The organism is Rhizobium sp. Pop5 (assembly GCF_024721175.1).
In the GTDB taxonomy this organism is placed as follows: domain Bacteria; phylum Pseudomonadota; class Alphaproteobacteria; order Rhizobiales; family Rhizobiaceae; genus Rhizobium.
This window is the reverse complement of sequence record NZ_CP099399.1, coordinates 1,902,480-1,927,184: the sequence shown is the minus strand read 5'-3', so window position 1 is coordinate 1,927,184 and position 24,705 is coordinate 1,902,480. Positions and strand designations below refer to the sequence as shown.

General features: G+C 61.1%; 23 protein-coding genes and 1 riboswitch. Of the genes, 15 read left to right on the top strand and 8 right to left on the bottom strand.

The annotated features are described in order from the left end of the window. The first annotated feature begins 102 nt into the window (after positions 1–102). The 3 genes from rpiA (at position 103) to NE852_RS11685 (ending at position 1,761) form a co-directional block, all read left to right on the top strand. Entirely contained in the window at positions 103–801 is a 699-nt protein-coding gene (gene rpiA, locus NE852_RS11695) for a ribose-5-phosphate isomerase RpiA (RefSeq protein ID WP_258156542.1), read from the top strand. Between the two features lie 15 nt (positions 802–816). Further along, complete coding sequence (locus tag NE852_RS11690; protein WP_258156541.1) at positions 817–1,380, top strand: DUF2059 domain-containing protein; 564 nt, start codon at positions 817–819, stop codon at positions 1,378–1,380. Between the two features lie 96 nt (positions 1,381–1,476). Next, entirely contained in the window at positions 1,477–1,761 is a 285-nt protein-coding gene (locus NE852_RS11685) for an acylphosphatase (protein WP_258156540.1), read from the top strand. 44 nt (positions 1,762–1,805) lie between these two features. Here the strand turns inward: NE852_RS11685 and NE852_RS11680 are convergent, their stop codons facing one another. Then, on the bottom strand, positions 1,806–2,024 hold the full coding sequence (locus NE852_RS11680; protein WP_037171118.1) for a hypothetical protein: 219 nt from the start codon (positions 2,022–2,024) through the stop codon (positions 1,806–1,808). Positions 2,025–2,223: 199 nt separating this feature from the next. Here NE852_RS11680 and gor point away from each other — a divergent pair, with 199 nt between their 5' ends. Then, positions 2,224–3,609, top strand: coding sequence for a glutathione-disulfide reductase (gor, locus tag NE852_RS11675; protein ID WP_258156539.1), 1,386 nt, complete (start codon positions 2,224–2,226; stop codon positions 3,607–3,609). Between the two features lie 10 nt (positions 3,610–3,619). On the opposite strand, the gene NE852_RS11670 is transcribed toward gor, so the two are convergent. Next, positions 3,620–4,909, bottom strand: a complete 1,290-nt coding sequence (locus NE852_RS11670) for a vWA domain-containing protein (RefSeq protein ID WP_008525706.1) — start codon at positions 4,907–4,909, stop codon at positions 3,620–3,622. 223 nt (positions 4,910–5,132) lie between these two features. On the opposite strand from NE852_RS11670, the gene NE852_RS11665 reads away from it, so the two are divergent. Next, positions 5,133–6,506 (top strand): class II 3-deoxy-7-phosphoheptulonate synthase, encoded by a 1,374-nt coding sequence (locus NE852_RS11665; RefSeq protein ID WP_097612882.1) that lies wholly within the window; start codon positions 5,133–5,135, stop codon positions 6,504–6,506. A 311-nt stretch (positions 6,507–6,817) separates the two neighbouring features. Further along, positions 6,818–8,791, top strand: a complete 1,974-nt coding sequence (locus NE852_RS11660) for an acyltransferase family protein (RefSeq protein ID WP_258156538.1) — start codon at positions 6,818–6,820, stop codon at positions 8,789–8,791. Positions 8,792–8,938: 147 nt separating this feature from the next. On the opposite strand, the gene NE852_RS11655 is transcribed toward NE852_RS11660, so the two are convergent. From NE852_RS11655 to NE852_RS11645, 3 genes are all read right to left on the bottom strand, one after another. Then, positions 8,939–10,777 carry an ABC transporter ATP-binding protein gene (locus NE852_RS11655; protein WP_258156537.1) on the bottom strand — a complete coding sequence of 613 codons (1,839 nt, stop codon included), beginning with the start codon at positions 10,775–10,777 and terminating at the stop codon, positions 8,939–8,941. 210 nt (positions 10,778–10,987) lie between these two features. Further along, the gene (locus tag NE852_RS11650; RefSeq protein ID WP_008525712.1) at positions 10,988–12,724 is read right to left on the bottom strand and encodes a pilus assembly protein TadG-related protein; all 1,737 of its coding nucleotides are present in this window, start codon (positions 12,722–12,724) and stop codon (positions 10,988–10,990) included. A 1-nt stretch (position 12,725) separates the two neighbouring features. Further along, positions 12,726–13,148, bottom strand: a complete 423-nt coding sequence (locus tag NE852_RS11645; protein ID WP_258156536.1) for a TadE/TadG family type IV pilus assembly protein — start codon at positions 13,146–13,148, stop codon at positions 12,726–12,728. A gap of 354 nt (positions 13,149–13,502) precedes the next feature. On the opposite strand from NE852_RS11645, the gene NE852_RS11640 reads away from it, so the two are divergent. Beyond that, positions 13,503–13,922 (top strand): GFA family protein, encoded by a 420-nt coding sequence (locus NE852_RS11640; protein ID WP_008525722.1) that lies wholly within the window; start codon positions 13,503–13,505, stop codon positions 13,920–13,922. A gap of 105 nt (positions 13,923–14,027) precedes the next feature. Then, entirely contained in the window at positions 14,028–14,675 is a 648-nt protein-coding gene (locus NE852_RS11635) for a VOC family protein (protein WP_008525724.1), read from the top strand. A 20-nt stretch (positions 14,676–14,695) separates the two neighbouring features. Here the strand turns inward: NE852_RS11635 and NE852_RS11630 are convergent, their stop codons facing one another. Further along, a complete protein-coding gene (locus NE852_RS11630) occupies positions 14,696–15,226 on the bottom strand; it encodes a DUF1003 domain-containing protein (protein WP_008525727.1) in 531 nt (176 codons plus the stop codon). A gap of 177 nt (positions 15,227–15,403) precedes the next feature. Here NE852_RS11630 and NE852_RS11625 point away from each other — a divergent pair, with 177 nt between their 5' ends. Further along, complete coding sequence (locus NE852_RS11625; RefSeq protein WP_008525729.1) at positions 15,404–17,083, top strand: NAD+ synthase; 1,680 nt, start codon at positions 15,404–15,406, stop codon at positions 17,081–17,083. Between the two features lie 115 nt (positions 17,084–17,198). Then, positions 17,199–18,029, top strand: a complete 831-nt coding sequence (locus NE852_RS11620) for a TolB family protein (protein ID WP_008525731.1) — start codon at positions 17,199–17,201, stop codon at positions 18,027–18,029. A gap of 230 nt (positions 18,030–18,259) precedes the next feature. Here NE852_RS11620 and NE852_RS11615 read toward each other — a convergent pair whose 3' ends face one another. Further along, positions 18,260–19,327: a 3-deoxy-7-phosphoheptulonate synthase gene (locus NE852_RS11615; RefSeq protein WP_008525732.1), complete on the bottom strand. Its 1,068-nt coding sequence runs from the start codon at positions 19,325–19,327 to the stop codon at positions 18,260–18,262. Positions 19,328–19,662: 335 nt separating this feature from the next. On the opposite strand from NE852_RS11615, the gene NE852_RS11610 reads away from it, so the two are divergent. Together NE852_RS11610 and bluB are read left to right on the top strand one after the other, a co-directional pair. Further along, the gene (locus NE852_RS11610; protein ID WP_008525734.1) at positions 19,663–19,983 is read left to right on the top strand and encodes a putative quinol monooxygenase; all 321 of its coding nucleotides are present in this window, start codon (positions 19,663–19,665) and stop codon (positions 19,981–19,983) included. A 291-nt stretch (positions 19,984–20,274) separates the two neighbouring features. Next, a riboswitch (cobalamin riboswitch) is annotated at positions 20,275–20,462 on the top strand. Between the two features lie 41 nt (positions 20,463–20,503). Then, positions 20,504–21,193 (top strand): 5,6-dimethylbenzimidazole synthase, encoded by a 690-nt coding sequence (bluB, locus tag NE852_RS11605; protein WP_008525735.1) that lies wholly within the window; start codon positions 20,504–20,506, stop codon positions 21,191–21,193. A gap of 11 nt (positions 21,194–21,204) precedes the next feature. Here bluB and NE852_RS11600 read toward each other — a convergent pair whose 3' ends face one another. Continuing rightward, a complete protein-coding gene (locus tag NE852_RS11600) occupies positions 21,205–22,308 on the bottom strand; it encodes a DUF2865 domain-containing protein (protein ID WP_258156535.1) in 1,104 nt (367 codons plus the stop codon). Positions 22,309–22,590: 282 nt separating this feature from the next. Between NE852_RS11600 and NE852_RS11595 the strand changes: the two genes are divergently transcribed. The 3 genes from NE852_RS11595 (at position 22,591) to NE852_RS11585 (ending at position 24,638) form a co-directional block, all read left to right on the top strand. Then, on the top strand, positions 22,591–22,953 hold the full coding sequence (locus NE852_RS11595; RefSeq protein ID WP_008525739.1) for a YciI family protein: 363 nt from the start codon (positions 22,591–22,593) through the stop codon (positions 22,951–22,953). Further along, on the top strand, positions 22,950–24,188 hold the full coding sequence (locus tag NE852_RS11590; protein WP_008525741.1) for an RNA polymerase sigma factor: 1,239 nt from the start codon (positions 22,950–22,952) through the stop codon (positions 24,186–24,188). The genes NE852_RS11595 and NE852_RS11590 overlap by 4 nt, the downstream gene beginning before the upstream one ends. A 78-nt stretch (positions 24,189–24,266) precedes the next feature. Beyond that, positions 24,267–24,638, top strand: coding sequence for a VOC family protein (locus tag NE852_RS11585; protein ID WP_258156534.1), 372 nt, complete (start codon positions 24,267–24,269; stop codon positions 24,636–24,638). The last annotated feature ends 67 nt before the right edge of the window (positions 24,639–24,705 follow it).

The following is a 24,705-nucleotide window of genomic DNA, read 5'->3' as shown; positions in this document are numbered from 1 at the left end:
CTTTTGTTTCGGCTTTTCATTTTCCGTGATGATTTTGACTTTCGTTTGCCTGGCGAGCCGTGTAAACAGCACATCCAACGCAATATCAGGAGCTGGCGGCGCATGGATGCCCGCGAAATGAAGATCAAGGCCGCCGAGGCCGCACTCGCCCATGTCGAAAGCGGCATGCGTCTCGGGATCGGCACCGGCAGCACGGCGGAAGAATTCGTTCGGCTGCTGGCGGAGAAAGTGGCGGGCGGCTTGAAGGTCGAGGGCGTTCCGACGTCCGAAAGGACCGCGCGGCTCTGCGTCGAGCTCGGCGTGCCGCTGAAATCGCTCGACGAACTGCCGGCGCTCGATCTGACGATCGATGGCGCCGACGAGGTGGATGCGGCGCTGCGGCTGATCAAGGGCGGCGGCGGTGCGTTGCTGCGCGAGAAGATCGTCGCGGCAGCTTCCGAGCGGATGATCGTCATTGCCGACGAGAGCAAGCTGGTCGACACGCTCGGCGCCTTCGCGCTGCCGATCGAGGTGAACCCGTTCGGTCTCGTCTCGACGCGGATCGCGATCGAAAAGGTCGCCGCACGGCTCGGCCTTTCCGGCGAACTTCATCTGCGCCAGTCCGGTGACGGAGACTTTACCACGGATGGCGGCCATCACATCATCGATGCATCTTTTGGCCGCATTCCTGATGCAGAGGCGCTTTCGAGCGAGCTGAATTCCATACCCGGCGTCGTCGAACACGGGCTCTTTATCAATATGGCGGCACTTGCGATCATTGCCGGTCCTGCGGGTGCGCGCACGCTGCAGGCAAACAGATAACAGGAGCATACACTCATGATGAACATTGCAGGTCTTGGCCGTTTCGCCGCTGCGACCATCGTTCTTTCCGGGCTTGCCTTCGGCTCCGCCGTCAAGGCGCAGGAAGTTTCCGAGGAGCAGTTGAAGGCATCTCGCGCGGCGATCGACGCGATCGGCGCCACGGCCCAGTTCGACAATATCCTGCCCGGCCTCGCCGAGCGCCTGAAGGCCGGCCTGATCCAGGATTCGCCGAACTACCAGGACATCATCTCCTCAACGGTCGACGCGCAGGCGCTGGCACTCGCACCGCGCCGCGGCGATCTGGAGAAGGAAGCAGCCCTCACCTATGCCAAGACCTTCACGGTCGACGAGCTGAAGGCAATTGCCGCCTTCTACAGTTCCGATATCGGCAAGAAGCTGCTGCGTGACGGCCCGGTTGCCTCGCGCGAGACGGCGAAGGCCGCCGACATCTGGGCGCAGGGCATTTCCCGCGACCTGGAAAAGCAGAGCAACGCTATCCTTTCCAAGGTCATCAAGGCGCCGCCGGCGGCAACCGACAGCCCTGTCGCGCCGGCTCCGGCCCCGACCGCTCAGCAGTAAGGCCTCACCATCTAAATTCACGAAAGCCCGGCATTGTCCGGGCTTTTTTGTTATGATGCCGCAAAGGTCGGCGACGGGATTCCGGATGAGGCAGAGATGTCCGATCGTTACGAGGCTGTGCAGGTGCGAATTACAGGCCAGGTCCAGGGTGTCGGTTTTCGCGTCTGGACGCGCAACGAGGCGATGCGGCTCGGGTTGAAGGGCTGGGTCCGCAACGAAGAGGACGGGTCTGTCGCCGCTTTGATCGCCGGACCCGATGGCGCGATTGCGGCAATGATCGAGCGGCTGAGGCGCGGACCGACGGGCGCCTTGGTTTCAGACGTCGAGACGGAAGCGGTCCGGCTTGAGAGGATGCCTGCGGATTTCGGCATCACCGGCTGACGGCGGCAATCCGCCCAGGATGCCATTGCGGATGCGCCGGGCGCTCAGCCCCAGTCCTTCGAGCTTTTTGCCAGTTGCCACACGCCCGTCTCATCCGGCTCCACGCGCTTGTTGCCGCGATAGAAGATCGGCAGTCCTGTTTTCTTGTCCATCGCAAAGCGGCTCGGCGTAAATTTCTCGTCCTCGTGGCCCTGGATGGCGAGATTGAGCGCTTCCTTGAACTTGCCGGCCCGGCACAGGTTGGCGAAGAGAGTTTGATCCATCTTTGGCTCCGGCATTTTTATCCCACGGATTGCCTGCCAGTCTCAATCGGCTGGGTCAACCGCAAAGGACGACCGGATAGACCTTCAATGAAGATTCGGCAAAAGAGAGCGGCGTGATGCATGAGCGGGGCTTTTGTTTTCACGACGATCGCCCCTATATCAGGGGCGTCCGTCCTTCGATTCCCTTCCGGAGCTCATCATGTCTTCCTATGATTATGACCTCTTCGTCATCGGTGGCGGTTCCGGAGGCGTGCGCGGGGCGCGCGTCGCCGCCTCGCTCGGCAAGAAGGTGGCTATCGCCGAGGAATATCGCTACGGCGGCACCTGCGTCATCCGCGGCTGCGTGCCGAAGAAGCTCTTCGTCTACGCTTCGCAGTTCCATGAGCATTTCGAGGATGCGGCGGGCTTCGGCTGGACGGTCGGCGAAAGCAGCTTCGACTGGAGGAAGCTGGTGGCGGCCAAGGATATCGAGATCGCCCGGCTGGAAGGCCTCTACAAGAAGGGGCTCGCCGGCGCCAATGCCGAGATCCTGGAAACGCGCGCGGAGCTCGTCGACGCCCATACGGTGCGGCTCGTCAAGACCGGACAGACGGTGACGGCAAAGACGATCGTGATCGCCACCGGCGGACGGCCGAACCCGCACGTCGCTCTTCCCGGTCACGAACTTTGCATTTCCTCCAACGAAGCCTTTCATCTCGAAGAGCTGCCGAGATCGATCGTCATTGCAGGCGGCGGCTATATCGCCGTCGAATTCGCCAATATCTTCCACGGCCTCGGCGTGGAGACGACGCTGATCTACCGTGGCGCCGAGATCCTGTCTCGCTTCGACGAGGACCTCAGGCGCGGGCTGCACGAGGCGATGGTCGCCAAGGGCATCCGAATCCTCTGCCATGACACGCTTCAGCATGTTTCGAAGGGAGAGGATGGGCTCATTCTGGAGACGCTGAACAACGGCACGCTGCATGCCGATGTGGTCATGCTGGCGCTCGGCCGCGATCCGAATACCGAAGGCCTTGGGCTCGATGCGGCCGGCGTCGCCGTCGACGAGCGCGGCGCGATCATCGTCGACGATTACTCCCGCACCAATGTGGAAAACATCTATGCGCTTGGCGATGTCACCAACCGGGTACAATTGACGCCGGTGGCGATCCACGAGGCGATGTGCTTCATCGAGACCGAGTACAAGAACAATCCGACCCGGCCGGACTACGAACTGATTCCGACCGCCGTCTTCTCGCAACCGGAGATCGGCACCGTCGGCCTCTCTGAAGAGGAGGCGGGCAAGCGCTACGGCGAACTCGAAGTCTACCGCGCCCAGTTCCGGCCGCTGAAAGCGACGCTTTCCGGCCGGGCCGAGCGGATGATCATGAAGCTGATCGTCGATGCGGCGAGCCGCAAGGTGGTGGGCGCCCATATCCTCGGCCATGATGCCGGCGAGATGGCGCAGCTGCTTGGCATCACGCTGAAGGCCGGCTGCACAAAGGACGATTTCGACCGGACGATGGCGCTGCACCCGACGGCAGCCGAAGAGCTCGTCACCATGTATGCGCCGAGCTACCGCGTCCGCGACGGCAAGCGCGTCTGAGTGACATTCTTCAGCTGGTGATGCGCGGCGAGCGGATGACCTTGAGGAAAAGCGCCTTCATCGCATCGGCGATACCGTCGGTCGGCGTCACCTCGAAATAGAGGCCTGGCGAGGCGCAAGCCTGCATCTTCGTCGGGATCTCGCCCTGGAAGGGCTTGATCCAGGTATTGTACCAGTTGTTCTTCGGCAGCGGCAGATAGGTGGTGTAGAGCACCGCGACCCTGATGCCCTTGTCCTTCAGCGGCTGGCAGAAAGAGGTATCGATCGGTTCCTGGCAGCGGTTGCCGGTGAGCTTCTTGGTGCAGCCCTTCGGCTTCTCGCTGTCGCCGACGCCGTCCGAGACGAAGAACAGGATCTTCTGCGGGGTCGTGGACGTGCTTCCGTCGCCGGGGGTGGTAATGATGGTTTTCATCTGCGTCAGCGCGCTGTCGAAGCTCGTCTGCTGGTCGTTGTTGTAGCCCTGATACGGAATGGTCATCAGGTCGACCGCGTCGGTATAGCTGCGTACCTTGTCGAGGTCAGTGGTCGGGTCGGAGATGGTCGTCAGCTTGGCATCCTCGGCCTTGGTGCCGAAGGTGTAGACACCCATGCGGAACTGGTTGTCGGAGACGCGCGCGGTCTTGGCTGTCTGCGTCAGCTCTTTCGTCGCCTGGCGCACGACGTCGATGCGCATGCTGACCCCAAGCTTCTTGGCGAGATTGTAGTAATTGTTGTTGTTCTGCGTTTCATGGCAGGCAAAGGCACAGCTGTCGCTGGTGTTTTTTTCCATCGTCGAGACGTCTGTCGCAGTGGCGCCGACGCCCATCGAGGGCGTGTTGTCGAGCAGGATGTAGAAGTCCATGAAGGAGGCAGTCAGGTATTCGGCTGTCGCCGTGCCCGAGATCGAGATCGAATCCTTGCCGAGAACGCGCATGAAGGTGGTGGGCACCGTGGCAGTGAAGGAAACCTGCGAGTTCAGCTTGTTTGCGACCTTGGTAACGTCGATGCCGAGATCGACGTGGACATCGGACAGCTCTCCCGAGACCTGAGACATGAAGATGCTGCGGGCATCGGCCTTGCCGAGTGAAATCGTGCCATCGCCGGTCATGCTCATCGCAGCGGCGACCGCGCCGGATTTTTCGGCGATCGAGCCGACGGCGGCAGCGTCAGCGGCAGCGTAAAGCTGCGTCCTCAGGCTCAGCGCATGGGCGAAATCCACCGCCATGCCTGCCGCGCCAAGGAGCGGCACCAAAAGCAGTGCCGTCATGATGCCGAAATTGCCCGAGCGGTCCGATATGAATCCCGGCGGAAGGCTCGCCATGGCATGTCCCCGATGTTGAAACTCTTTCCGCTTCTACATTCAAAGTCTAAAGTATGGGGAAATCGAAATGGTATATGCCGGTTTAACGACAGTGCGGCGGGTGGCGGCGCCCCGAGCGGAAGCTTCGGGCGATTGGCCTTTGCAAGCCTGATCTAAGAGTCTATAAGCCGCCGGATATCGAGATAGGGCATCCCGGTGAACGGATGTGATTGAGGTGAGTGAGATGGCAGAGAACTGGACCCCTAGCAGCTGGCGGCAAAAACCGATCCTGCAGGTTCCCGATTATCCCGATGCAGCCGCTTTGGCGGCAACGGAGGCCACGCTCGCCAGCTATCCGCCGCTCGTTTTTGCAGGTGAGGCGCGCCGCCTGAAGAAGCATCTCGCCAATGTCGCCGAAGGCAACGGCTTCCTGCTGCAGGGCGGCGACTGCGCCGAGAGCTTTGCCGAACACGGCGCCGACAATATCCGCGACTTCTTCCGCGCCTTTCTGCAGATGGCCGTCGTTCTGACTTTTGGCGCGCAATTGCCGGTCGTCAAGGTTGGCCGTATCGCCGGTCAGTTCGCCAAGCCGCGTTCGTCGAATGTCGAGAAGCAGGGCGACGTGACGCTGCCGGCCTATCGCGGCGACATCATCAACGGCATCGAGTTCACCGAGGAGTCGCGTATTCCGAACCCGGAACGCCAGGCGATGGCCTACCGCCAGTCGGCGGCGACGCTGAACCTTCTGCGCGCCTTTGCGATGGGTGGCTACGCCAACCTTGAAAACGTGCATCAGTGGATGCTCGGCTTCGTCAAGGACAGCCCGCAGGGCGAGCGCTACCGCAAGCTTGCCGACCGCATCAGCGAAACCATGGATTTCATGAAGGCGATCGGAATCACCTCGGAAAACCATCCGAGCCTGCGCGAAACCGATTTCTTCACCAGCCATGAGGCGCTGCTGCTTGGCTATGAGGAGGCGCTGACCCGCGTCGATTCCACCTCGGGCGACTGGTATGCCACATCTGGCCACATGATCTGGATCGGCGACCGCACGCGCCAGGCAGACCATGCGCATGTCGAATATTGCCGCGGCATCAAGAACCCGATCGGCCTGAAATGCGGTCCGTCGCTGCAGGCCGACGATCTGCTGCAGCTGATCGACATCCTGAATCCGGCTAACGAAGCGGGCCGCCTGACGCTGATCTGCCGCTTCGGCCACGAGAAGGTCGCCGAAAACCTGCCGCGCCTCATTCGCGCCGTCGAGCGCGAAGGCCGCAAGGTCGTCTGGTCCTGCGACCCGATGCACGGCAACACGATCACGCTCAACAACTACAAGACCCGGCCCTTCGAGCGGATCCTGTCGGAAGTCGAGAGCTTCTTCCAGATCCACCGCGCCGAGGGCACGCATCCCGGCGGCATCCATGTCGAGATGACCGGCAAGGACGTGACGGAATGTACCGGCGGCGCTCGTGCCGTCACCGCCGACGATCTGCAGGACCGCTACCACACCCATTGCGATCCGCGTCTCAACTCCGACCAGGCCCTCGAGCTCGCCTTCCTTCTTGCGGAACGCATGAAGGGTGGCCGCGACGAGAAGCGCATGGTCGCCAACGGCTGAGAGTGAACACTTAAAGCGCGTCGCGTTGAATCGGATTCATGCGACGCGCTTAAGCCCTTGTTTATGCATGTCGTTAACCGCTGCATGCTTTTGGGCAACAGGGTAGGGCTCCCTATATCGGTGATCGGATGGACGATCGCCCGGACTACCGCCCGCTTCTTGATCCTTTCGGCAAAAGTACCTACGTCCCGGGCCTCGTATCCATGAGGAAACGGAAACGCTTGTCGTCGTGCGTGTTTGGCACGGCAGAGAACACCGCGCCTAGTGGGTGATTCTGCAGTACGGCGCTCGAAATAGATGAGCAGGTGATAATGAACTACCGCCCCGATCTTGATGGACTCCGCGCCGTAGCCGTGTTGGGCGTTCTTCTGTTCCACTTTTCTATCGGACCATTCCCCGGCGGATTCACGGGCGTCGATATCTTCTTTGTCATTAGCGGTTATCTGATTACCAAGCTGATCGTCGAGGACGTGGAACGGGGGAGGTTTTCGTTCAAGCGGTTCTATGTGAGACGCATGCGCCGGCTGTTCCCGGCATTGCTCTTCACGCTGCTGTGCTCTCTCGTCGCTGCGGCGCTGATCTTCCCGCCGGAGCAGATGACACGCTTCGGCGCATCATTGGCGGCATCGGTGTTCTCTGTCTCGAACATCATGTTCTGGTCGGAGCATGGCTATTTCGATGTCAGTTCGCACCTGAAGCCTCTGCTGCATACGTGGTCCCTTGGTGTCGAGGAGCAATTCTATCTGGTCTGGCCGTTGGCGCTGGTGTGGCTTTTGCGGTTCGGACGGAAGGCTGCAATGGCTGCATTGGCTCTGGCCTTTGCCGCAAGCCTCGGCGCGAACCTGGTGCTGGAGCCGTATCAGTCGACGCTATTCTATCTGTCGCCGTTCCGGTTCTTCGAATTCGCAATAGGAGCAGGATTGGTGTTCGTGCCTGCCGCACGATCGAACGCCGCAATGGAGGGAGCGTTGCTGGCCGGCTTGGCGATGATCGCCTACGCCTATCGGTATTTCACGGAAGCCACTCTGTTTCCTTCCTATCCGGCACTGGTGCCTGCAGTCGGAGCGGCCCTGACTATCTGGGGCGGACAGGCACGGTGGTCTGGGCTGTTTCTGCGCAACAGGGCAGCGGTCTCGGTCGGATTGATCAGCTATTCGCTATACCTGGCGCATTGGCCGTTGCTGGTGTTCTGGCAATATGGACGTGGGGAGCCACTGGTTCCCAGCGAGGGCATAGCTCTTCTGATCCTGACATTTGCAATCGCCTGGGCCATGTACGTCTTCGTCGAACGGCCTTTCCGTGAAAGAAACGCCGCAGGCTATTTGATCTTGCCGCGGGTCTACATGCGCGGTGCTGTGGTCGCCGCCCTTGCTGTATCGGCGATCGGTCTCCAGGTCTTGGCATCCCACGGTTGGCTATGGCGCCTCGGCGAGCGTGGAGAGTTTATCGGAGAGTTCGTTGCCGGAGGAGATCGGAGAGTGGACGCACAATATGGGGGCAGCGGTTGCCGCACACCGTGCAGCACTTCGACAGAGAGCCGCAAGCCCGACGTCATATTCATCGGCGACTCACATTCCCGCCAGTATTATCGTGGCGCAAAGCAAGCGTTGGCCGGGCTCAAAGTGGACTTCTACGCGTTCCCCAGTTGCCAGTTCTTTTCCCTGGAATACACTCGAGACTATACCGGATATGACGATCCGGTGCTCTATGACAGCAGTTGCCGGGAAGCGCGGAAACAGGCATTCGAGGGTATTCGCAATGCCCCCGACGCCTTGATCGTGCTGGGCGAGTATTGGTATCCCGTGCAGATGCTATCGGAGGCCGGCAGGGCTCCCCGGACAGTCACGACGCCGGAAGCCTACTATCAGTTTGTGGGTGCAGAGGTATCGCGGCTTCAGAAGTCCTTCGGGAATCGTCAGATGGTTGTTCTCGGAAGCGTTCCTACATCTGGCGGCATCGGGTCTCCGCTCGGTTGCTTCGGCGATCTTTACCGGGTTGACCCGGGATGCCTGGAGCAACCAATTTCCAACCCGGCAATTTCGGAAAGAGCTGAGATCAATGACCTGCTGGCGGAAAATTTGTCGCCTGCGGTGACATTCCTAGACCCATTTGATGCGCTCTGCGCCCAAGAAGAGTGCGAGGTCATGAGCGACGGACCTCTGTATTCCGACGACACTCATTTGTCGGGGCTCGGTGCGAAAAGGGTAATGGCTGAAGTCGCCACGACGATCAAACAAAAGCTTGCTGTTCACGGGGCGAAAGCAAGCGGGCGAGTGATTCAATAGGCCTGAATGATACGCTCTCACTGGGGAGGCGCCGATTGCTTCGCGGTCTTTTGACCATCCGAGTGAATGATCGCAGCCAGACCGCACGACAGTCCGAGCCCGGCGTGATCGCCGGGCTTTTTGTTGCCGCGCACGCGCACTAGACGCTCAGATGCTCGCCTGGACGCTGTGCAGGTTGGCGTAGACGCCGCCTTGCGCCATCAGGTCGTCATGCGTGCCCTGTTCGACGATGCCGTCGCCCGTCAGGACCAGGATGCGGTCGGTATGGCGGACGGTCGACAGGCGGTGGGCGATGACCAGGGTGGTCCTGCCGCTGGCGAGGCTCAGCAGCGCCTGCTGCACTGCCCGTTCGCTTTCGTTGTCGAGCGCGCTCGTCGCCTCGTCGAAGATCAGGATCTGCGGATCTTTCAGGAAGGCGCGGGCGATGGTGATGCGCTGGCGTTGGCCGCCCGAGAGCTTGACGCCGCGCTGGCCGATATCGGTGTCATAGCCATTGGGAAGAGCCAAGATGAAGTCATGCGCATTGGCGGCGCGGGCGGCCGCTTCCAGCTCGGCATTGGTAGCGTCCGGCCTGCCGTAGCGCAGGTTTTGCGCCACGGTGCCGGCAAAGAGATAGACATCCTGCTGGACCACGCCGACATGATGCCGAAGCGAGGCGAGCGTGACGTCTCTTACATCAGTGCCGTCGATGCTGATCGACCCGGCATCGATATCGTAGAAGCGCGGGATGAGTGCGCAGAGCGTGCTCTTGCCGACCCCGGAGGGGCCGACCAACGCGACGAACTCTCCGGGAGCAATGGTGAGGGAAAGCCGCTCCAGCACCCGCGGACCGTCGGCCTCATAAGCGAAGGCGACATCGGAAAAGCGGATTTCGCCCCTTGGTGCCGGCATCGGAAGGGCCGCCGGGCCGTCGATGATATCAGGTGCGATTTCCAGGATTTCCATGGCCCTGACAAAGCCGGTGTAACCCTCCTGCCAGAGCCGCACGAAATTGGCGAGCCGCTGCACCGGGTCGACCAGCACGCCGACGCAGAGCAGGAAGGTTAGCATATCGGGAACGGTCAGGTCCGCCGTCAGGATGCGCAATGCCCCGACGATAATCACCAATATGGTGACGAGCTGGGCGAAGGTTTCGGTGCCAACCGAAAACCAGGCCTCGTTGCGGTAGCCTTCGGCGCGGCTTTGCAGGAAGCGGTGGTTCTGCTCGGCGAAACGGCCGGTTTCCAGCGCCTCGTTGGCGAAGGACTGGACGACGCGGATGCCCGCAAGGGCATCCTCCACGCGCTCGTTGACAGCGGCGATCTGCTGCTTGCTGGCTTCAAGCGCGCGGTTCATGCGCCGGTTGAAATAGAGGGCATAGGCCACGGCCACCGGGGTGAGCAGCAGGATGAGGCCGGCGAGCGGCGGGTCGATGAAGAACAGCACCAGCATGGCGCCGCCATATTTCAGCACGGCGATGGAAAGATCCTCGGGGCCGTGGTGAAAGAGTTCGCCGAGCCACAGGCTGTCATTGGTGATGCGGCTCATCAGCTGCCCGGTGCGTTGGCGGTCGTAGAAGCTGAAGGACAGCTTCTGGCAGTGCTCGAAGAGTTCCTGTCGTACCGTCGCCTCGATGCGGGCGCCCATGACGTGGCCCCGATAGTCGACGAAGAAGATCGCGCCGATCTGAATCGCCAGAACGGCCAGCATGACGCCGCCCATCACAAGGATCTGTGCGAAGGCCTGTGGTGTGTCCGATAGAGCCAGAAGGCGGCTCGTGACGATATTGGCGCAGAGCGGCAGGGCGACCGCCGTGCCGGCGACGAGGATCGCACAAAGCAGGTCGGCCAGCAGCAAAGGCAGATGCGGGCGGTAGTAGGAGAGGAACTTGCGCATCCGCGACCGGCGCCGGCCGCGGTCGGCGGCACTCGAATGGTTGCGGAAGAAGTTCAGGAAAGGGTTATGGCGTCGCGAGCTTTTCCTCGCGCGGGAGAACGGAATGTTCATGAAGCTGAATGTCCTTGTGGGCGATGTTTCCTTTCTGTTTGAACAGGGTCGCTCTCATGTCAGTCTCCCGAGGATCGGATGGATTGAGCCGTCAGTATCGCCGAGAACCGCGTTCAATTCAACGCGGTGATGGGAGGAGGGCGGCTGGTGTTGTTGTCGGGCAACAGGTTCCATGCGCAGCTAGGCCTCCCGGCACGGATGGCGCCCGGCCTATTGCACCAACACCGATTGCTGGCAGCGCACGTCGGTGACGCGGATGTCCGCCTCGCCGATCTTGATCCCAAGCAGGGTCAGGAGGTTGAAGAGCAGTTCGTCGAGCGGCTTTGCCAGACCCGTAAGCGTATCGGCGACGGCACCCTGTACCTGGGTTTTCGACAGGCCGATGCCGAGGCCGAGAACGCTGACCTGAATGTCGGTCTCCTTCATCAGCGACGCGACGGCCGAGGTCAGCGTATCCTTGGTGGAGACGTTCTTGACGGTCTTTGCCGCGATGTCGGCCGGCTGGAAGGTCAGCTTGCTCTTGCTGAGATTGGTGAGATTGACATGCGCCATGCCGGAGACGCTGAGCAGCGGCGCTTCGATCAGTGTGGCGCGGGTGACGCGCGGCGGACTGTCGAAATTGGCGAAGGCTTTGGTATCGACGTCGCCGAGAGACAGTTCCGCCACGCCGGGAACGACTTCGACACCGACGCTGGCATTCCGGACGCCGCCGCCGAGACAGGAGATGCTCGCAAGCCTGGCCTCGGCATGGGCAACCTCGAGATAGAGAGGCACGTGCAGCTTCAGCCCGGCAATGGAGTTGGCGCCGAGCAGCGATATGTCGAGCGCCAGCCGCACCTGCGCGGTGCGGACGGTCGCGCCGGTGGGGCCGATCCCGTTCGAAGCGGCACCCTTGGGCATCTCGCCGATCGCGAGCGTCAGCTTGACCGTGGCAAGGCCCGGCACCGAGCCGCCGAGATTGGCGGCGACCTGCTTCTCCTGGTTTGCCGCCAGCGCCGCAGCAGAGACGATATCCATCACGCTCGCCTCGGCTGCGAGATGGGAGCCGCTGCCGATGACGCGCTCGCCGGTCGTGCCGAGGTCGAAGAGATCCTCGAGCCTGATCTTGACCTGCGTCGTACCGAGCGCCTTCTCGATCGCTTCCAGCGCCCTGGCGGCGGCGGGTGTGAGGCCCTCCGACTTGCCGAGCGTCTTCAGGAGTTTGGGATAGGAGATGTCGGTCGCCAGCAGATCGTCGTAGGTGCCGGCGGTGAGATTGAGATCGGTCGCAAGCATGTCGAGGAAGGGGAGCAGCTTGATATCGGCGGAGACGAGCGCTTCGTAATCGACGGCTTTCAGCGAGATGTCGGTGCCGAGCAGGCTGCCGAGCAGCGCGTTCAGGACGCCGCCATTGAGGCTCGCAAGCCGCGAACCGATCGAGAAGGCGGCAAGCTTGGAAGCCGAGGCGGTGCCGACGGCTTTGAGATCGGGGGCGGTGGTGAAAGTCGCGGCGAAGGCGAGTTCGGCTTTCTGGGTGATGCCGACCTTGACGGCATCATAGGGCTGCATGCCGGCGGCAAACCGGCTGCCCAGCGGCACGGAGGAATCGGCGACATAGGTGCCCGGGGTAAAATCGGCGACAGCGTCGAACTGCTGGAGATCTGAGGTCAGCGGCAGGAAGCCTTTCTTCGTCGCATAACCTGTGCCGTTGCGAACGGCGATGTTCAGTCCGTTCTCATCGAAGTTGGTGACCAGATTTTCAGCGGCATGGTTGATATCGGCGGCGGCGACGATGGCGCCGATATCGCTCAACTGCTGCAGGCGGCGCTGCTGCAGCGTCATCATGCCGTAATCGACGCCGAGACCGAGCGAATAGAGGATGAGGGGAGCGCAGAGCGCAGCCATGATGGCGATATTGCCCGATGTATCGGCGGCCATGCGCGCCAGGCGGGTTTTGAGTGTGCGCATCTCACAGCCCTCCCATCCGGATGGTCGCGAAGCGCCGGATCATGTGGTCGGGCAGAGGGAATGTGTAGAGGTTCCAGATCGGCAGGTTGTTGGCGTCGTATTCCGCCGTCACGGTGAACTGGTTGGCATTGTCCGGGTCGGTATTGACGGTGACGTGCAGCTTGTTCCTCTCAAGCAGCGGATGGTCGATGGTCGACCGGACGACGAAATCGTCGACCAATTGCGCGCGCTCCTGGCTATTTATCCCGGCAACGGCGGTGCGCGCCGCATCGGCGGTCAGCTGCTGTACCGCATGGGCGGCGCTGAGATAGATGCCGTAGGCGATCATCGTCAGGACTGCCAAAAGGAAGAGTGGTGCGATGATGGCGAATTCTATCGCTGATGTACCGTGCCGATCTGAAAGCAAGCCCCGGAATCTATTCATTTTCCCTCGCAGACTGATGGCGCTGGAGATCGATCACTGGTTGCATCGTAAATCGTAAAGTCTTAATTTTGGATTATCTAATAAACGTATTGGGTGTGGTTGCGATCAGTGAATAAATGAGATTTACTTGATATTTTCCGCGCTATGCCAGAATTATGCAAGCTAATACAACTACTGGTAATTTTTGCCTTGATGAGGAACGTACACGTTATGAGAAAGGAGCGTTCTAATTTTCAGCCTGCCGCGGGCGTAAGGTCGGCGCTTCAAGTTTCCTGATGTTTTCATTCAGGGAATTGGATTTGACCGCGGCGGCGATCGGCGGCAACGTTCTATCTGAACGAGGAGAGTGCGGTCATGACAGAACGGCATACGGGCGGCTGCCTTTGCGGCGCGGTACGATATTCGATTTCGGCAAAGCCTGGACCTGTCGTCGGCTGCCACTGCTCGCAATGCCGCCGGCAGACGGGGTTTTACTACGCCGCCGTCAATGTGCCGCGCGCATCTCTTTCCATCGGGGGAGCCGAGGCCATCCGCTGGTATCGGTCGAGCGAAGAGGCGCAGCGCGGCTTTTGTTCCAATTGCGGTTCCGCACTGTTCTGGCAGGGCGACCAGTCTGCGGAGGTTTCGGTCATGGCGGGAACCTTCGACGAACCGAGCGGCCTTGCCTTCAGCCATCATATCTACTGCGCCGACAAAGGCGATTTCTACGAGATATCAGATGGCCTGCCGCAATATGACAGGTATCCCCCATCGTCATCCCAGCCAGGCCCATGATTGACAAGCGTCGATCGTCGAGGCTAGGTTTGTGATGCTGCGTAGGGCGCTTCGTCTCATGTCGAAAGGGCAATGCCCGCCTACACTGTATCAACAGTTGCGCCCATGCTGAATCTTGAAAACCTCAAAAAGCAGGCCAAGCAGTATTTGCGATGGCACCGCGAAGGATACTACCCTGTTGCAGCCGAGATCAGAGCTCATTTGCCGCGCTTCCGTCATCTGGATGACAGGCAGGTGCTGGCGGCGGGCTTCAAGCTCAGCGATGCGCAGGATCTGATCGCACGGCAATTGGGGTTCGAGGGATGGCAGGCGCTCAAGGCGGGAGCCGCAGCCATGACAGATCCGAAAAAACAGGCCGCATCACAGCCAGTCCTGAGTTCGATATCGGCGCAGTTGTTTGTCACCGATATCAAGGCGTCGTGCGAATTCTTCACCGGCAAGCTCGGTTTCATCGTCGATTTCGTTTATGGCGACCCGCCGTTTTACGGGCAGATCGTCCGCGACAATGCGCAACTCGCGCTAGGGCTTGTATGCGAGCCGGTATTCGTCGGCGATATCAGGCAGCGGGAACACCTGCTTTCTGCCTCCATCACCGTTAATACATCAGACGAAATCAAGCGCCTCTTCCTGGATTTCCAGGCTGCAGGGGTGCCGTTCCATCAGGCCCTCAAAAAGGAGCCGTGGGGCGCCAGAAACTTCATCGTGCTGGATCCCGATGGAAATCTCATCCTGTTTGCCGGCCCGGGCGGCTGATCGCAGGGCTACAGGCAGCCTCAGCTTTTGGCGGCAAGCGCAGTTGTGAGACGCGCAACTTCCTCTCGCAGCGCCGTCAATTCGGTCAGCACGTGCATGTCGATCTTCTGATGCAGGGAGAGCACCTCGAGCTCGGCCTTGAGATTGACCTCGTAATCCTTGGCGGCCTCGAAGCGGTCGCGCTCGGCCTGGCGGTTCTGCGACATCATGATGATCGGCGCCTGGATGGCGGCGAGCATCGACAGGATCAGGTTCAGGAAGACGAAGGGGTAAGGGTCGAAAGCGCCGGTCGCGAGAATGATGGTGTTGATCAACGTCCAGACGACGAGGAAGGCCAGGAAGGCGATGATGAAGGACCAGGAGCCGCCGACGCGGGCGATGCCGTCGGCGACGCGCTCGCCGAAGGAGGCTTCGGCGGAGAAGGCGGCGTTAACATCGGTGGAGATGATCTTGCGTTCGTGCGTTTTCGCCAGCACGCGCTTTTCGATATCGCCGAGTTCATCGGCCGGCTTGTCGAAATGGTGGTGCACGTAGTTCGAAAGAGTATTCATGGCCCTGTTTCCGCTGCTGTCGCTTTGGGCGCAGTATTCCGCTCCTTTGGCAAATTGCAATGCGTATCGAGCTCCGCGGCGCTCTGGCGCACCGTTCATAAAAATTTCGTCAGCGGCAGGTGCTGCTTTCGGAGCGAACGTGTTGCCGTAGCGGAAGCTGCGGGATAAATGAATGACATGACACAGGAAAACGCTCTCTCTGATATCTTCCGCATTGCCGTCGGGCAGCTCAATCCGACGGTTGGCGATGTCGCCGGCAACCTGGCCAAAGCACGCGAGGCGCGTGCCGATGCGGCCCGCGAGGGCGCGCATCTGCTTGTCCTGACCGAGCTTTTCATCTCCGGCTATCCGCCGGAAGACCTGGTGCTAAAGCCCGCCTTCATCCGCGCCTGCTGGAAGGCAGTGGAGAGCCTTGCGGCCGACACCGCCGATGGCGGGACGGGTCTCATCATTGGCTTTCCCCGGCAGGATGAGAACGGGCGCTATAATTCGGTCGCCGTGCTCGACGGCGGCAAGGTGATTGCGGTGCGCGACAAGGTCGATCTGCCGAATTACGGAGAGTTCGACGAGAAGCGGGTCTTCGACCAGGGCGCCATGCCGGGGCCGGTGAATTTCCGTGGCGTGCGGCTCGGCATTCCGATCTGCGAGGATATCTGGGGTGATCTCGGCGTCTGCGAGACGCTGGCCGAAAGCGGCGCGGAAATCCTGCTCTCGCCGAACGGTTCGCCCTATTATCGCGGCAAGGTCGATATCCGCCATCAGGTCGTGCTGAAGCAGGTGATCGAGACCGGCCTGCCGCTGATCTACGCCGCCCAGCTCGGCGGCCAGGACGAGCTGGTCTTCGACGGCGCGAGCTTCGCCTTCAATTCCGACAAGTCGCTCGCCTTCCAGATGAGCCAGTTCGAGACCGCGCTTGCTGTAACGACATGGAAGCGCGGTGACGCCGGCTGGCACTGCGCCGAGGGGCCAATGGCGCATATCCCTGAGGGCGAAGAGGCCGATTACCGCGCCTGCCTGCTCGGCTTTCGCGACTACGTTAACAAGAACGGCTTCAAATCGGTCGTGCTCGGCCTTTCCGGCGGCATCGACTCGGCGATCTCAGCGGCGATATCGGTCGATGCGCTGGGCGAGGAGCGGGTGCGCACCGTCATGCTGCCATACCGCTATACCTCGGAGGATTCGTTTAAGGATGCGGCCGATTGCGCCAAGGCGCTCGGCTGCCGGTATGACATCGTGCCGATCGAAGAGCCGGTGACGGGCTTCAGCAGTGCGCTTGCCGGTCTCTTCGAGGGTACGGACAGCGGCATCACCGAAGAGAACCTGCAGAGCCGGGCGCGCGGCGTCATCCTGATGGCGATCTCCAACAAATTCGGTTCGATGGTGGTGACGACGGGCAACAAGTCGGAAATGTCGGTCGGCTACGCCACGCTCTATGGCGACATGAATGGCGGCTTCAACCCGATCAAGGACCTCTACAAGATGCAGGTCTATGCGCTTTCCCGCTGGCGCAACGAAAACGTGCCGCCGGGTGCGCTCGGGCCATCCGGCGAGGTGATCCCGCAGAATATCATCGACAAGGCGCCCTCAGCCGAGTTGCGTCCGGACCAGAAGGACCAGGATTCGCTGCCGCCTTATCCCGTTCTCGACGATATCCTCGAATGTCTCGTCGAGAAGGAAATGGCGGTCGAGGAGATCGTCGCGCACGGCCATGATGTGGCGACCGTTCACCGCGTCGAGCATCTGCTATATCTTGCCGAATACAAGCGCCGGCAATCGGCGCCGGGTGTGAAGATCACCAAGAAGAACTTTGGGCGCGACCGGCGTTATCCCATCACCAACCGGTTCAGGGATCGCTGACGCGGGGATCCGTGACGCGATCGGGATCTCTGGCGCGATCGGGATCTCTGGCGCGATCGGGATCTCTGGCGCGATCGGGATCACTGACACCATCGAATTTTCGGGAGGAGGAAACATGCGCAGCTCCGTCGAGATCTACAACATTAGGACGGGCAGGGCCCGCGAAGTCTGGCAAACGGACAAGCTGGTGGAAGCGCCGAATTTCTCGCCCGACGGTTCGTACCTGCTGATGAACGGCGACGGACTGCTCTTTCGGCTGCCGCTTGATGGCGGCGAGGTGGTCCATGTCGATACCGGCTTTGCCGTCAACTGCAACAACGATCACGGCATTTCGCCTGATGGCACCAGGATCGTCATCTCCGACAAGACCGAATTCGGCAAGTCGGCGATCTATACCCTGCCGATCGAAGGCGGTACGCCGCGGCTCATCACTGAGAATCTGCCGTCCTATTGGCACGGCTGGTCGCCTGATGGCCGGCAGCTTGCCTATTGCGGTATCCGCGACGACGTCTTCGACATCTACACCATCTCCGTCGACGGCGGCGAGGAGACGCGGCTGACGCATGGCGAGGGCCGCAATGACGGGCCGGACTGGTCTACCGACGGCCAGTGGATCTATTTCAACTCCAGCCGCACCGGACTGATGCAGATCTGGCGCATCCATCCCGACGGCACGGGTCTCCAGCAGGTGACATCGGACGATCAGGGCAACTGGTTCGCCCATCCGTCGCCCAACAACGACAAGGTGCTGATCCTCTCCTACGACCCCTCTGTCTTTGACCATCCGCGCGACCTCGACGTGCGCCTGCGACTGATGGATATGGACGGCGCCAACCTGAAGACGCTGTTCGAGCTTTTCGGCGGGCAGGGCACGATCAACGTGCCCTGCTGGTCACCAGACGGTGACGAGTTTGCCTATGTGCGCTATTTCCCGATGAGTTCTTGAGAGCGACGGACCGCCATTTTTTGATGAGGTGGTGGCGCCCTCATGCCTGACGCAACCACTCTGGAATAGGCATCAGACGGATCATGGGAGAGTCCTGAAGATGCCTTCTGGTCTGGTCAAACCGGAACCATGGGGCGGCTTCTGGACCTATGAGGGCCTGCATCTTTTGGACGAGGATTGACCTGTGAATGGGCGGCGGGATATCTGCCCGCCGCGCTTGATAGTGCCGCTCAGGCCGCGACGGTGGCCGTGCGACGATCGCGGACGGCCTGGGCCAGATTCTCGAGCACGTCGACCGACATGTCCCAGCCGATGCAGCCGTCGGTGATCGACTGGCCGTAGACCAGCGGTTTCCCGGGAACGAGGTCCTGGCGCCCGGCGACGAGATTGCTCTCGATCATTATGCCCTTGATGTGGTCGTTGCCGGCATGGATCTGGCCGGCGACGTCGCGGACGACCTTCGGCTGGTTCATCGGATCCTTGCCGCTGTTGGCGTGGCTGGCATCGATCAGCATGCGCGGGTTGACACCGAGCTTGGTCGCTTCGGCCATCACGGCTTGGACGTCGGCCGCCTCGTAGTTCGGCCGCTTGCCGCCGCGGAGAATGATGTGGCAGTCCTCGTTGCCTGTCGTGGAGGCGATGGCCGCTTGGCCGTCCTTGGTCACGGCGGGGAAGTGATGCGGCTGCGAGGCGGCAAGGATCGCGTCGAGCGCCACGCGGACGCCGCCATCGGTGCCGTTCTTGAAACCGATCGGGCAGGAAAGGCCGGAGGCGAGTTGGCGATGGATCTGGCTTTCGGTCGTGCGTGCGCCGATCGCGCCCCAGCTCACGAGGTCGGCAATGTATTGCGGCGTGATCGTGTCGAGGAATTCGACGCCGGCGGGTAGGCCCATCGCATTGATGTCGAGCAGCAGGCCCCTCGCGATGCGCAAGCCTTCCTCGATGCGGTAGCTGCCGTCGAGATGCGGGTCGTTCATCAGGCCCTTCCAGCCGACCGTGGTGCGGGGCTTTTCGAAATAGACGCGCATGACGATCTCGAGATCGCCCGCGAGGCGTCGTCGCTGCTCCGCAAGCCGTGCGGCATAGTCCCGGGCGGCAACGGGATCGTGGATGGAGCAGGGGCCGATGACGACGATCAGCCGATCGTCCTCGCCCCGAAGAATTTGATGGATCGCATCGCGGTTGCTGGTCACGGTCTGACTGACGCCAGCGTTGCGGGGAATTTCGGCAATGATATCGGCAGGCTTGGTAAGCGGGGTGATCTCGAGGATACGCAGATCATCAATGGTATCGGACACGGGGTATGCTCCTGTTTGGTCATACCCGCGCGGAACAAAAAAGCCGCCAGGTAGACTAGCGGCTGTTCGGGTTGTCGTCGCGTCGAATTCAGTTACGCATGGACCCGCGTCCGCTGTGAGAAGCGGTACCAATAAAATCGCGAGGCGTAGACGGACATGATCGACATCAGGCGTATGTAGCGTCACGATCGGGTTTTGTCACGCGGAATTTGCAGCCTGGAAGCAACGGGTGGCACCGGCGGAGCCCAAAGGAGGTAGGGGCACGGATTGCGGGACTTTGCCGTCCTTCGGCGCCGTGCAATAAAGTTCAGCAAGTCAAAAAGCAGGATCATGAGATGGATCAGAGCAACGGGCCGAACGACGAGACTGGCAAGGTCCGCCTTTCGGGACAATTAATTTGTGCATCCTTGGACGAGATCGATATCGTCCAGAAATATCTTCCTGAACACATTCGCCTGACCAGGGCAGAGCCGGGTTGCCTTTCATTTGAGGTTACACAGACCGAAGATCCCATGATCTGGCGCGTTGAAAACGTTTTATTGATAGGCTTGCGTTTGAAGCACATCAAATCCGTACGAAGGCTTCGGCATGGGGAGCCGCAACCAGGGCGATCTGCCGCGCATACGAAATCTCGGCAGACTAATAGAGCTAACTGAGGTCCGCTTCGGGATGGCGATCAAAGGGACGTCAAACGTTAGAGGCGTCGGATTTGGTCCGGGCGTCGATCTCCACCGCGCCCTTTCTTGGCCGACAAAGTCTAGGAGCTGTTCTCCGCCATCGCTTCTTCGGCCTCGGCCTGGCGGCGCTTGGCTGGTTTGCGGCGACGGACGCCAGGTCGCGCGCGGCGCTCAGGACGCTGGCAGCGGCATTCAGGGAGCATCGTGCATCCGCCAACTGAAGACGGCTCGAAGACAACATCGGCCGGCTTGCCGACGCACCTGATTCCTGAAATAGATGCGCCGTCAGGTGCCCGCTGCCTCAGCGGGAGAATCGGGAATCCGGTGCAAGGCCGGAACGTGCCCAACGCTGTAAGGCCGACGCCTGCCGCTCATTATGCCACTGGCTTTTCGCCGGGAAGGCCGCGGCAGACGGATGACGCCAAGTCAGAAGACCGGCCTGGCGAGATAGACCCAACCCGCGCGGACGGCGGGCGGTTGCGTTGTTGGGGATTTGACGATGCGACCCTTAGATAAGGATGCCCTTTCGGCGGCATCCGGTTTTTCCTTGGCCGAACGCGAGGCCGTCTATCACGCGATCATGACGCGGCGTGACGTGCGCAGCCAGTTTCTGCCCGATCCTTTGCCCGACGACGTCGTGGAGCGGCTGCTGAACGCCGCGCATCACGCGCCGTCCGTCGGCTTCATGCAGCCGTGGAATTTCATTCTGGTCAGAAGCGCCGAGGTGAGGGCACGGGTGCGCGATGCCTTCGTAAAGGCGAATGAGGAGGCGACGCTGATGTTCGAGGGTGAGCGGCGGCAGACATATCGCTCGCTCAAGCTCGAGGGCATCGTCGAGGCGCCGCTCGGGATCTGCGTGACCTCAGATCCCACGCGCAGCGGCAGCGTTGTGCTGGGGCGCACGCACAATCCCCGGATGGATAGCTATTCCACGGTCTGCGCCATCCAGAATCTCTGGCTCGCGGCGCGGGCGGAAGGGATCGGGATCGGCTGGGTCAGCATTTTCCGCGAAGGCGACCTAAAGACCATTCTCGGCATACCCGAACATATCGAGGTGGTCGCCTGGCTTTGCGCCGGTTTCGTCGACCGGCTTTACGAGGAGCCGGAACTTGCGGTCAAAGGCTGGCGGCAACGGGTGCCGCTTGAAGAACTGGTGTTTTACGACGGGTGGGGACGGAGCGAGCGCTGAAGCCGTCGCAATCACTGCTGTTGCGGCTGCGGGCCGGGTGTCGCCGGATTGGCAAGATCGATCGAGCCCTGGTCGCCGGCGAGGAATTGCGGGCCGACCTGGCGGACCTTGTTCTGCGTGGGATCGTAGGGACGCTCCGGAGCGGATGGCTGCGGCGCGGCTGCTGCTGGAGCATTTTTGGCCGGCGGATCGGTGTGGATCGTGGTGATCGAACCCTGCTGCGGCGGTTCGCTCAGGGCCTGCTTGCTGCGCATCTCGTTGTAATAGGCGGTGAGATTGCAGGCACAGCTGTTCTTTTCGCCAGGCGCACGGTTCTTGTAGACGAAGGCGTTCTTCATCGCGCTGTAGGGCGTGCCCGTCGCGACCGAGATCATGTTCGAGGCTTCCGTGCTCGTCACGTCGCGATAAAAGAGCTGCGTCTCGATGCCGGGGCACATCTTGGCGCAGGTCTGGGCATCACGGCCGAAATCGACCGAGGTGGCGTTCGAACTGATCGGAAAGAAGCCGCCATCGCAGCTGCGCACGCAGATGGTGCTGACGGGCGAGAGCATCTCGGCCCGCGGCAGGCCGTAGTAACTTGGGTCAACCTGTTCACCTCCGCCGAGCGGAATGAAGGTATCGGTGCGCATCGCCTGTTCCTCGACACTCGGGGCGGGGTCGTTGGCGCTGCGCTCGGTCGGCGCATAGAAATTGTCGCTGTTGCAGCCATTTCGCTCGAGAGCGGCGGTCAGTTCGCGGCGCGCGTCGTCAGTTCCGTCGCCCTGGTTGCGCAGCTCGTCGCGGCGATCTTGGAGATAACGGATATTGTCCGTCATCCGGCCTTCGGCCTGAGCAAGTTCGGCGCAATAATCTGCATTCTCGCCGCCGATCACGACCATGCTGCCGGAGGTGCAGCCGAAATTGCGCAGATCGTTGCGGACCTTGCGCAGCTCGAGGTTCTGCTCGGCCATGGCGCTAGCATATTGGCGCGCTTCCGGCCCGCTATTGGTGGCGATCGTTCGCGGCAGGTCGGCCAGGCGGCCGCGCAGGTCGTCGCAGATGGCGCTGGACTGTGCGGCAGTGGCAGGTGCTGCCAATGCAAGAAGAAGCGCAAGAGACAGGTTTCGGCGTTTCACGGCGTCGTCCGGGAATGAGAAAGTGTCCATAGGTCAAAGGCGGCGTTCATCCGCCGTGCCTTGTCTCTTAACGTGTTTCTCTTAATAAGCGTCGATCAATTCCTACCGCATTTTCGAGATTTTATCCAGAAGATGTGGGGAGGCCTTACGTTAGGGAAGTCGAGGTAGCATTGCGCCTGAAGCAGCGACTGCAATCCGCCAATGGCAGTTCCCTTCTTCATCCGAATTGTTATTCTTGTCGCTCCCCCCTGCGGGAATTGGCTTCACTGAGGATAAAACGCGATGCGCTACATGCTCATGCTGCATGCCGACGAAGCCGCCGGGAAGGCCGTTGCACCCGAGGAGATGGCGCGCTTCATGGGCCAGATGTATGCCTATCAACAAGCGCTGGAGAAAGCAGCAGCATTCGTCTCCAGCAATGCGCTGGTCAGTTCATCCGAGGGAAGTCTCGTTCGCGTTCAAGGAAACGAGGTTAGTGTTCTGGACGGCCCCTATGCCGATGTTCGCGAACAGTTCGGCGGGTACTTTATCATCGACGTCGCCGATATGGACGAAGCCAACAAATGGGCGGCACGCTGCCCTGCCGCGACCTGGGGAACGGTTGAGGTTCGCCGCATCAGGGATTCATCGGAATATGCCGGATGACGCTTTCGGGTTCCTCCGCTGCCCGAGGTGCAGCAGAGCGGGTGGCGCGCGAGAGCTATGGCCGTCTTGTCGCTTATCTTGGCGGACGGCTGGGTGATATCGCGTCCGCCGAAGATGCGCTCGCGACGGCTTTCCTCACGGCTCTCGAGAAATGGCCTGTCGATGGCGTGCCTGACAACCCCGACGCCTGGCTGTTGACCATCGCGCGCAGACGCAAGTTCGACGACTGGCGCAAGGACAAAGTGAAGGCGAAGAGCGCCGATCATCTCGCCCTCATCACCGAGGAACTCTCGGCAGCGGCTGACATGGACGAGGACATTGCGGACAGGCGGCTTGCGCTCATGTTCGCCTGCGCACATCCTGAGATCGATGTCTCGGCGCGAACGCCGCTGATCCTCCAGACGGTGCTGGGCCTGACCGCGGCAGATATCGCCGCGCGGTTTCTCGTCTCTCCAAAGGCCATGGGGCAGAGGCTTGTAAGAGCCAAGGCGAGGATCAGGGATGAGAAAATTCCGTTCCTCGTGCCGGAAAAAGAGGAACTGTCGCACCGCTTGCCGCCGGTGCTCGCCTCCATCTATGCCGCCTATACGAGCGGGTGGATGGACATCGACGGGGTGGAGGCGCTTGGACAAGAGGCAATCTGGCTTGCCAGCGTGGTTGTCTCCCTGCTTCCGCAAGAGCCCGAGCCGAAAGGTCTTCTCGCACTGATGCTTTATACGGAGGCGAGGCGATCATCCCGCAGGGGGCCTGACGGTGCATTCGTACCGCTGGACGGCCAGGATGTCGGACTTTGGGATCACGCGCAATTGCGCCTCGCCGAAGGACTCCTCCGAGAAGCAAATGCAAACGGTCCGACTGGCCGCTACCAGATCGAGGCCGCCATCCAATCTGCCCATGTCGCGCGCCGTTTGAGCGGTATCTCAAACTGGCAGGCCGTGGTTTCCCTCTACGACATGCTGGGCAGGATTGCTCCGTCGCCCGTCGTGACGCTCAATCGGTCCGTGGCTCTCATGCGGATAGGCCAGGCAGACGCGGCTCTTGGCGATATACATGCGCTTGCCAGCGACCCGCGGATGGCCGACTACCTGCCGTACTGGACGGCCCGCGCGCAGATTTGCGCCGAGCTGGGCAGACATGTCGAGGCGGCGGAAGCTTTCACGGTCGCCATCGGATTGTGTTGGTCGGAGGCAGAACGGCGCCACCTCGAAGAACAGCGCTTAAAAGTTTTGTGTTGACCGCGAAGTTTTTTCGCGGCGCCTGTCGAAATCGAGAACTCCTGCACGACATCCGTTTGTCGAACCAAGGAGAACGACATGACCACCACTTCAATAGCAGTACAGAGCATCTTCGCTTGCGCCACCGTTTCCAACTTTGACGAGGCGCTCGTCTGGTATGAGAAGCTCATGGGACGCCCCGCAGATAGCAAACCGATACCGGGCATGGCTCAGTGGCGTAACATGGGCGGGGCCGGACTGCAGGTCTGGAAGGATGACAAACGCGCTGGCAACGGGATCATAACGATCGTGGTCCCCGTGCTCGAGGCGGAGCTCGAAAGGCTTTCGCGTCAGGGCTTGAAACTGGCCAACAAAATCGAAGGCGACTTTGGGGTCGTGGCTCAGCTGTTCGATGATGAGGGCAACCGGATCAACCTGGCTGAGCCTCCCAAGCGATTTGCGAACAACTGACTTCGCTGCCGCCGTCGCTAGACGATTAAGCCTCTGGCCCAGAGCAAAGGTTGCTTTGGGCCGAAGC

Excerpts from the sequence above, each read along its gene's own strand:
- rpiA (WP_258156542.1), top strand. The coding sequence starts at position 103 with ATGGATGCCCGCGAAATGAAGATCAAGGCCGCCGAGGCCGCACTCGCC.
- NE852_RS11690 (WP_258156541.1), top strand. The coding sequence starts at position 817 with ATGATGAACATTGCAGGTCTTGGCCGTTTCGCCGCTGCGACCATCGTT.
- NE852_RS11685 (WP_258156540.1), top strand. The coding sequence starts at position 1,477 with ATGTCCGATCGTTACGAGGCTGTGCAGGTGCGAATTACAGGCCAGGTC.
- NE852_RS11680 (WP_037171118.1), bottom strand. The coding sequence starts at position 2,024 with ATGGATCAAACTCTCTTCGCCAACCTGTGCCGGGCCGGCAAGTTCAAG.
- gor (WP_258156539.1), top strand. The coding sequence starts at position 2,224 with ATGTCTTCCTATGATTATGACCTCTTCGTCATCGGTGGCGGTTCCGGA.
- NE852_RS11670 (WP_008525706.1), bottom strand. The coding sequence starts at position 4,909 with ATGGCGAGCCTTCCGCCGGGATTCATATCGGACCGCTCGGGCAATTTC.
- NE852_RS11665 (WP_097612882.1), top strand. The coding sequence starts at position 5,133 with ATGGCAGAGAACTGGACCCCTAGCAGCTGGCGGCAAAAACCGATCCTG.
- NE852_RS11660 (WP_258156538.1), top strand. The coding sequence starts at position 6,818 with ATGAACTACCGCCCCGATCTTGATGGACTCCGCGCCGTAGCCGTGTTG.
- NE852_RS11655 (WP_258156537.1), bottom strand. The coding sequence starts at position 10,777 with ATGAACATTCCGTTCTCCCGCGCGAGGAAAAGCTCGCGACGCCATAAC.
- NE852_RS11650 (WP_008525712.1), bottom strand. The coding sequence starts at position 12,724 with ATGCGCACACTCAAAACCCGCCTGGCGCGCATGGCCGCCGATACATCG.
- NE852_RS11645 (WP_258156536.1), bottom strand. The coding sequence starts at position 13,148 with ATGAATAGATTCCGGGGCTTGCTTTCAGATCGGCACGGTACATCAGCG.
- NE852_RS11640 (WP_008525722.1), top strand. The coding sequence starts at position 13,503 with ATGACAGAACGGCATACGGGCGGCTGCCTTTGCGGCGCGGTACGATAT.
- NE852_RS11635 (WP_008525724.1), top strand. The coding sequence starts at position 14,028 with ATGCTGAATCTTGAAAACCTCAAAAAGCAGGCCAAGCAGTATTTGCGA.
- NE852_RS11630 (WP_008525727.1), bottom strand. The coding sequence starts at position 15,226 with ATGAATACTCTTTCGAACTACGTGCACCACCATTTCGACAAGCCGGCC.
- NE852_RS11625 (WP_008525729.1), top strand. The coding sequence starts at position 15,404 with ATGACACAGGAAAACGCTCTCTCTGATATCTTCCGCATTGCCGTCGGG.
- NE852_RS11620 (WP_008525731.1), top strand. The coding sequence starts at position 17,199 with ATGCGCAGCTCCGTCGAGATCTACAACATTAGGACGGGCAGGGCCCGC.
- NE852_RS11610 (WP_008525734.1), top strand. The coding sequence starts at position 19,663 with ATGGATCAGAGCAACGGGCCGAACGACGAGACTGGCAAGGTCCGCCTT.
- bluB (WP_008525735.1), top strand. The coding sequence starts at position 20,504 with ATGCGACCCTTAGATAAGGATGCCCTTTCGGCGGCATCCGGTTTTTCC.
- NE852_RS11595 (WP_008525739.1), top strand. The coding sequence starts at position 22,591 with ATGCGCTACATGCTCATGCTGCATGCCGACGAAGCCGCCGGGAAGGCC.
- NE852_RS11590 (WP_008525741.1), top strand. The coding sequence starts at position 22,950 with ATGACGCTTTCGGGTTCCTCCGCTGCCCGAGGTGCAGCAGAGCGGGTG.
- NE852_RS11585 (WP_258156534.1), top strand. The coding sequence starts at position 24,267 with ATGACCACCACTTCAATAGCAGTACAGAGCATCTTCGCTTGCGCCACC.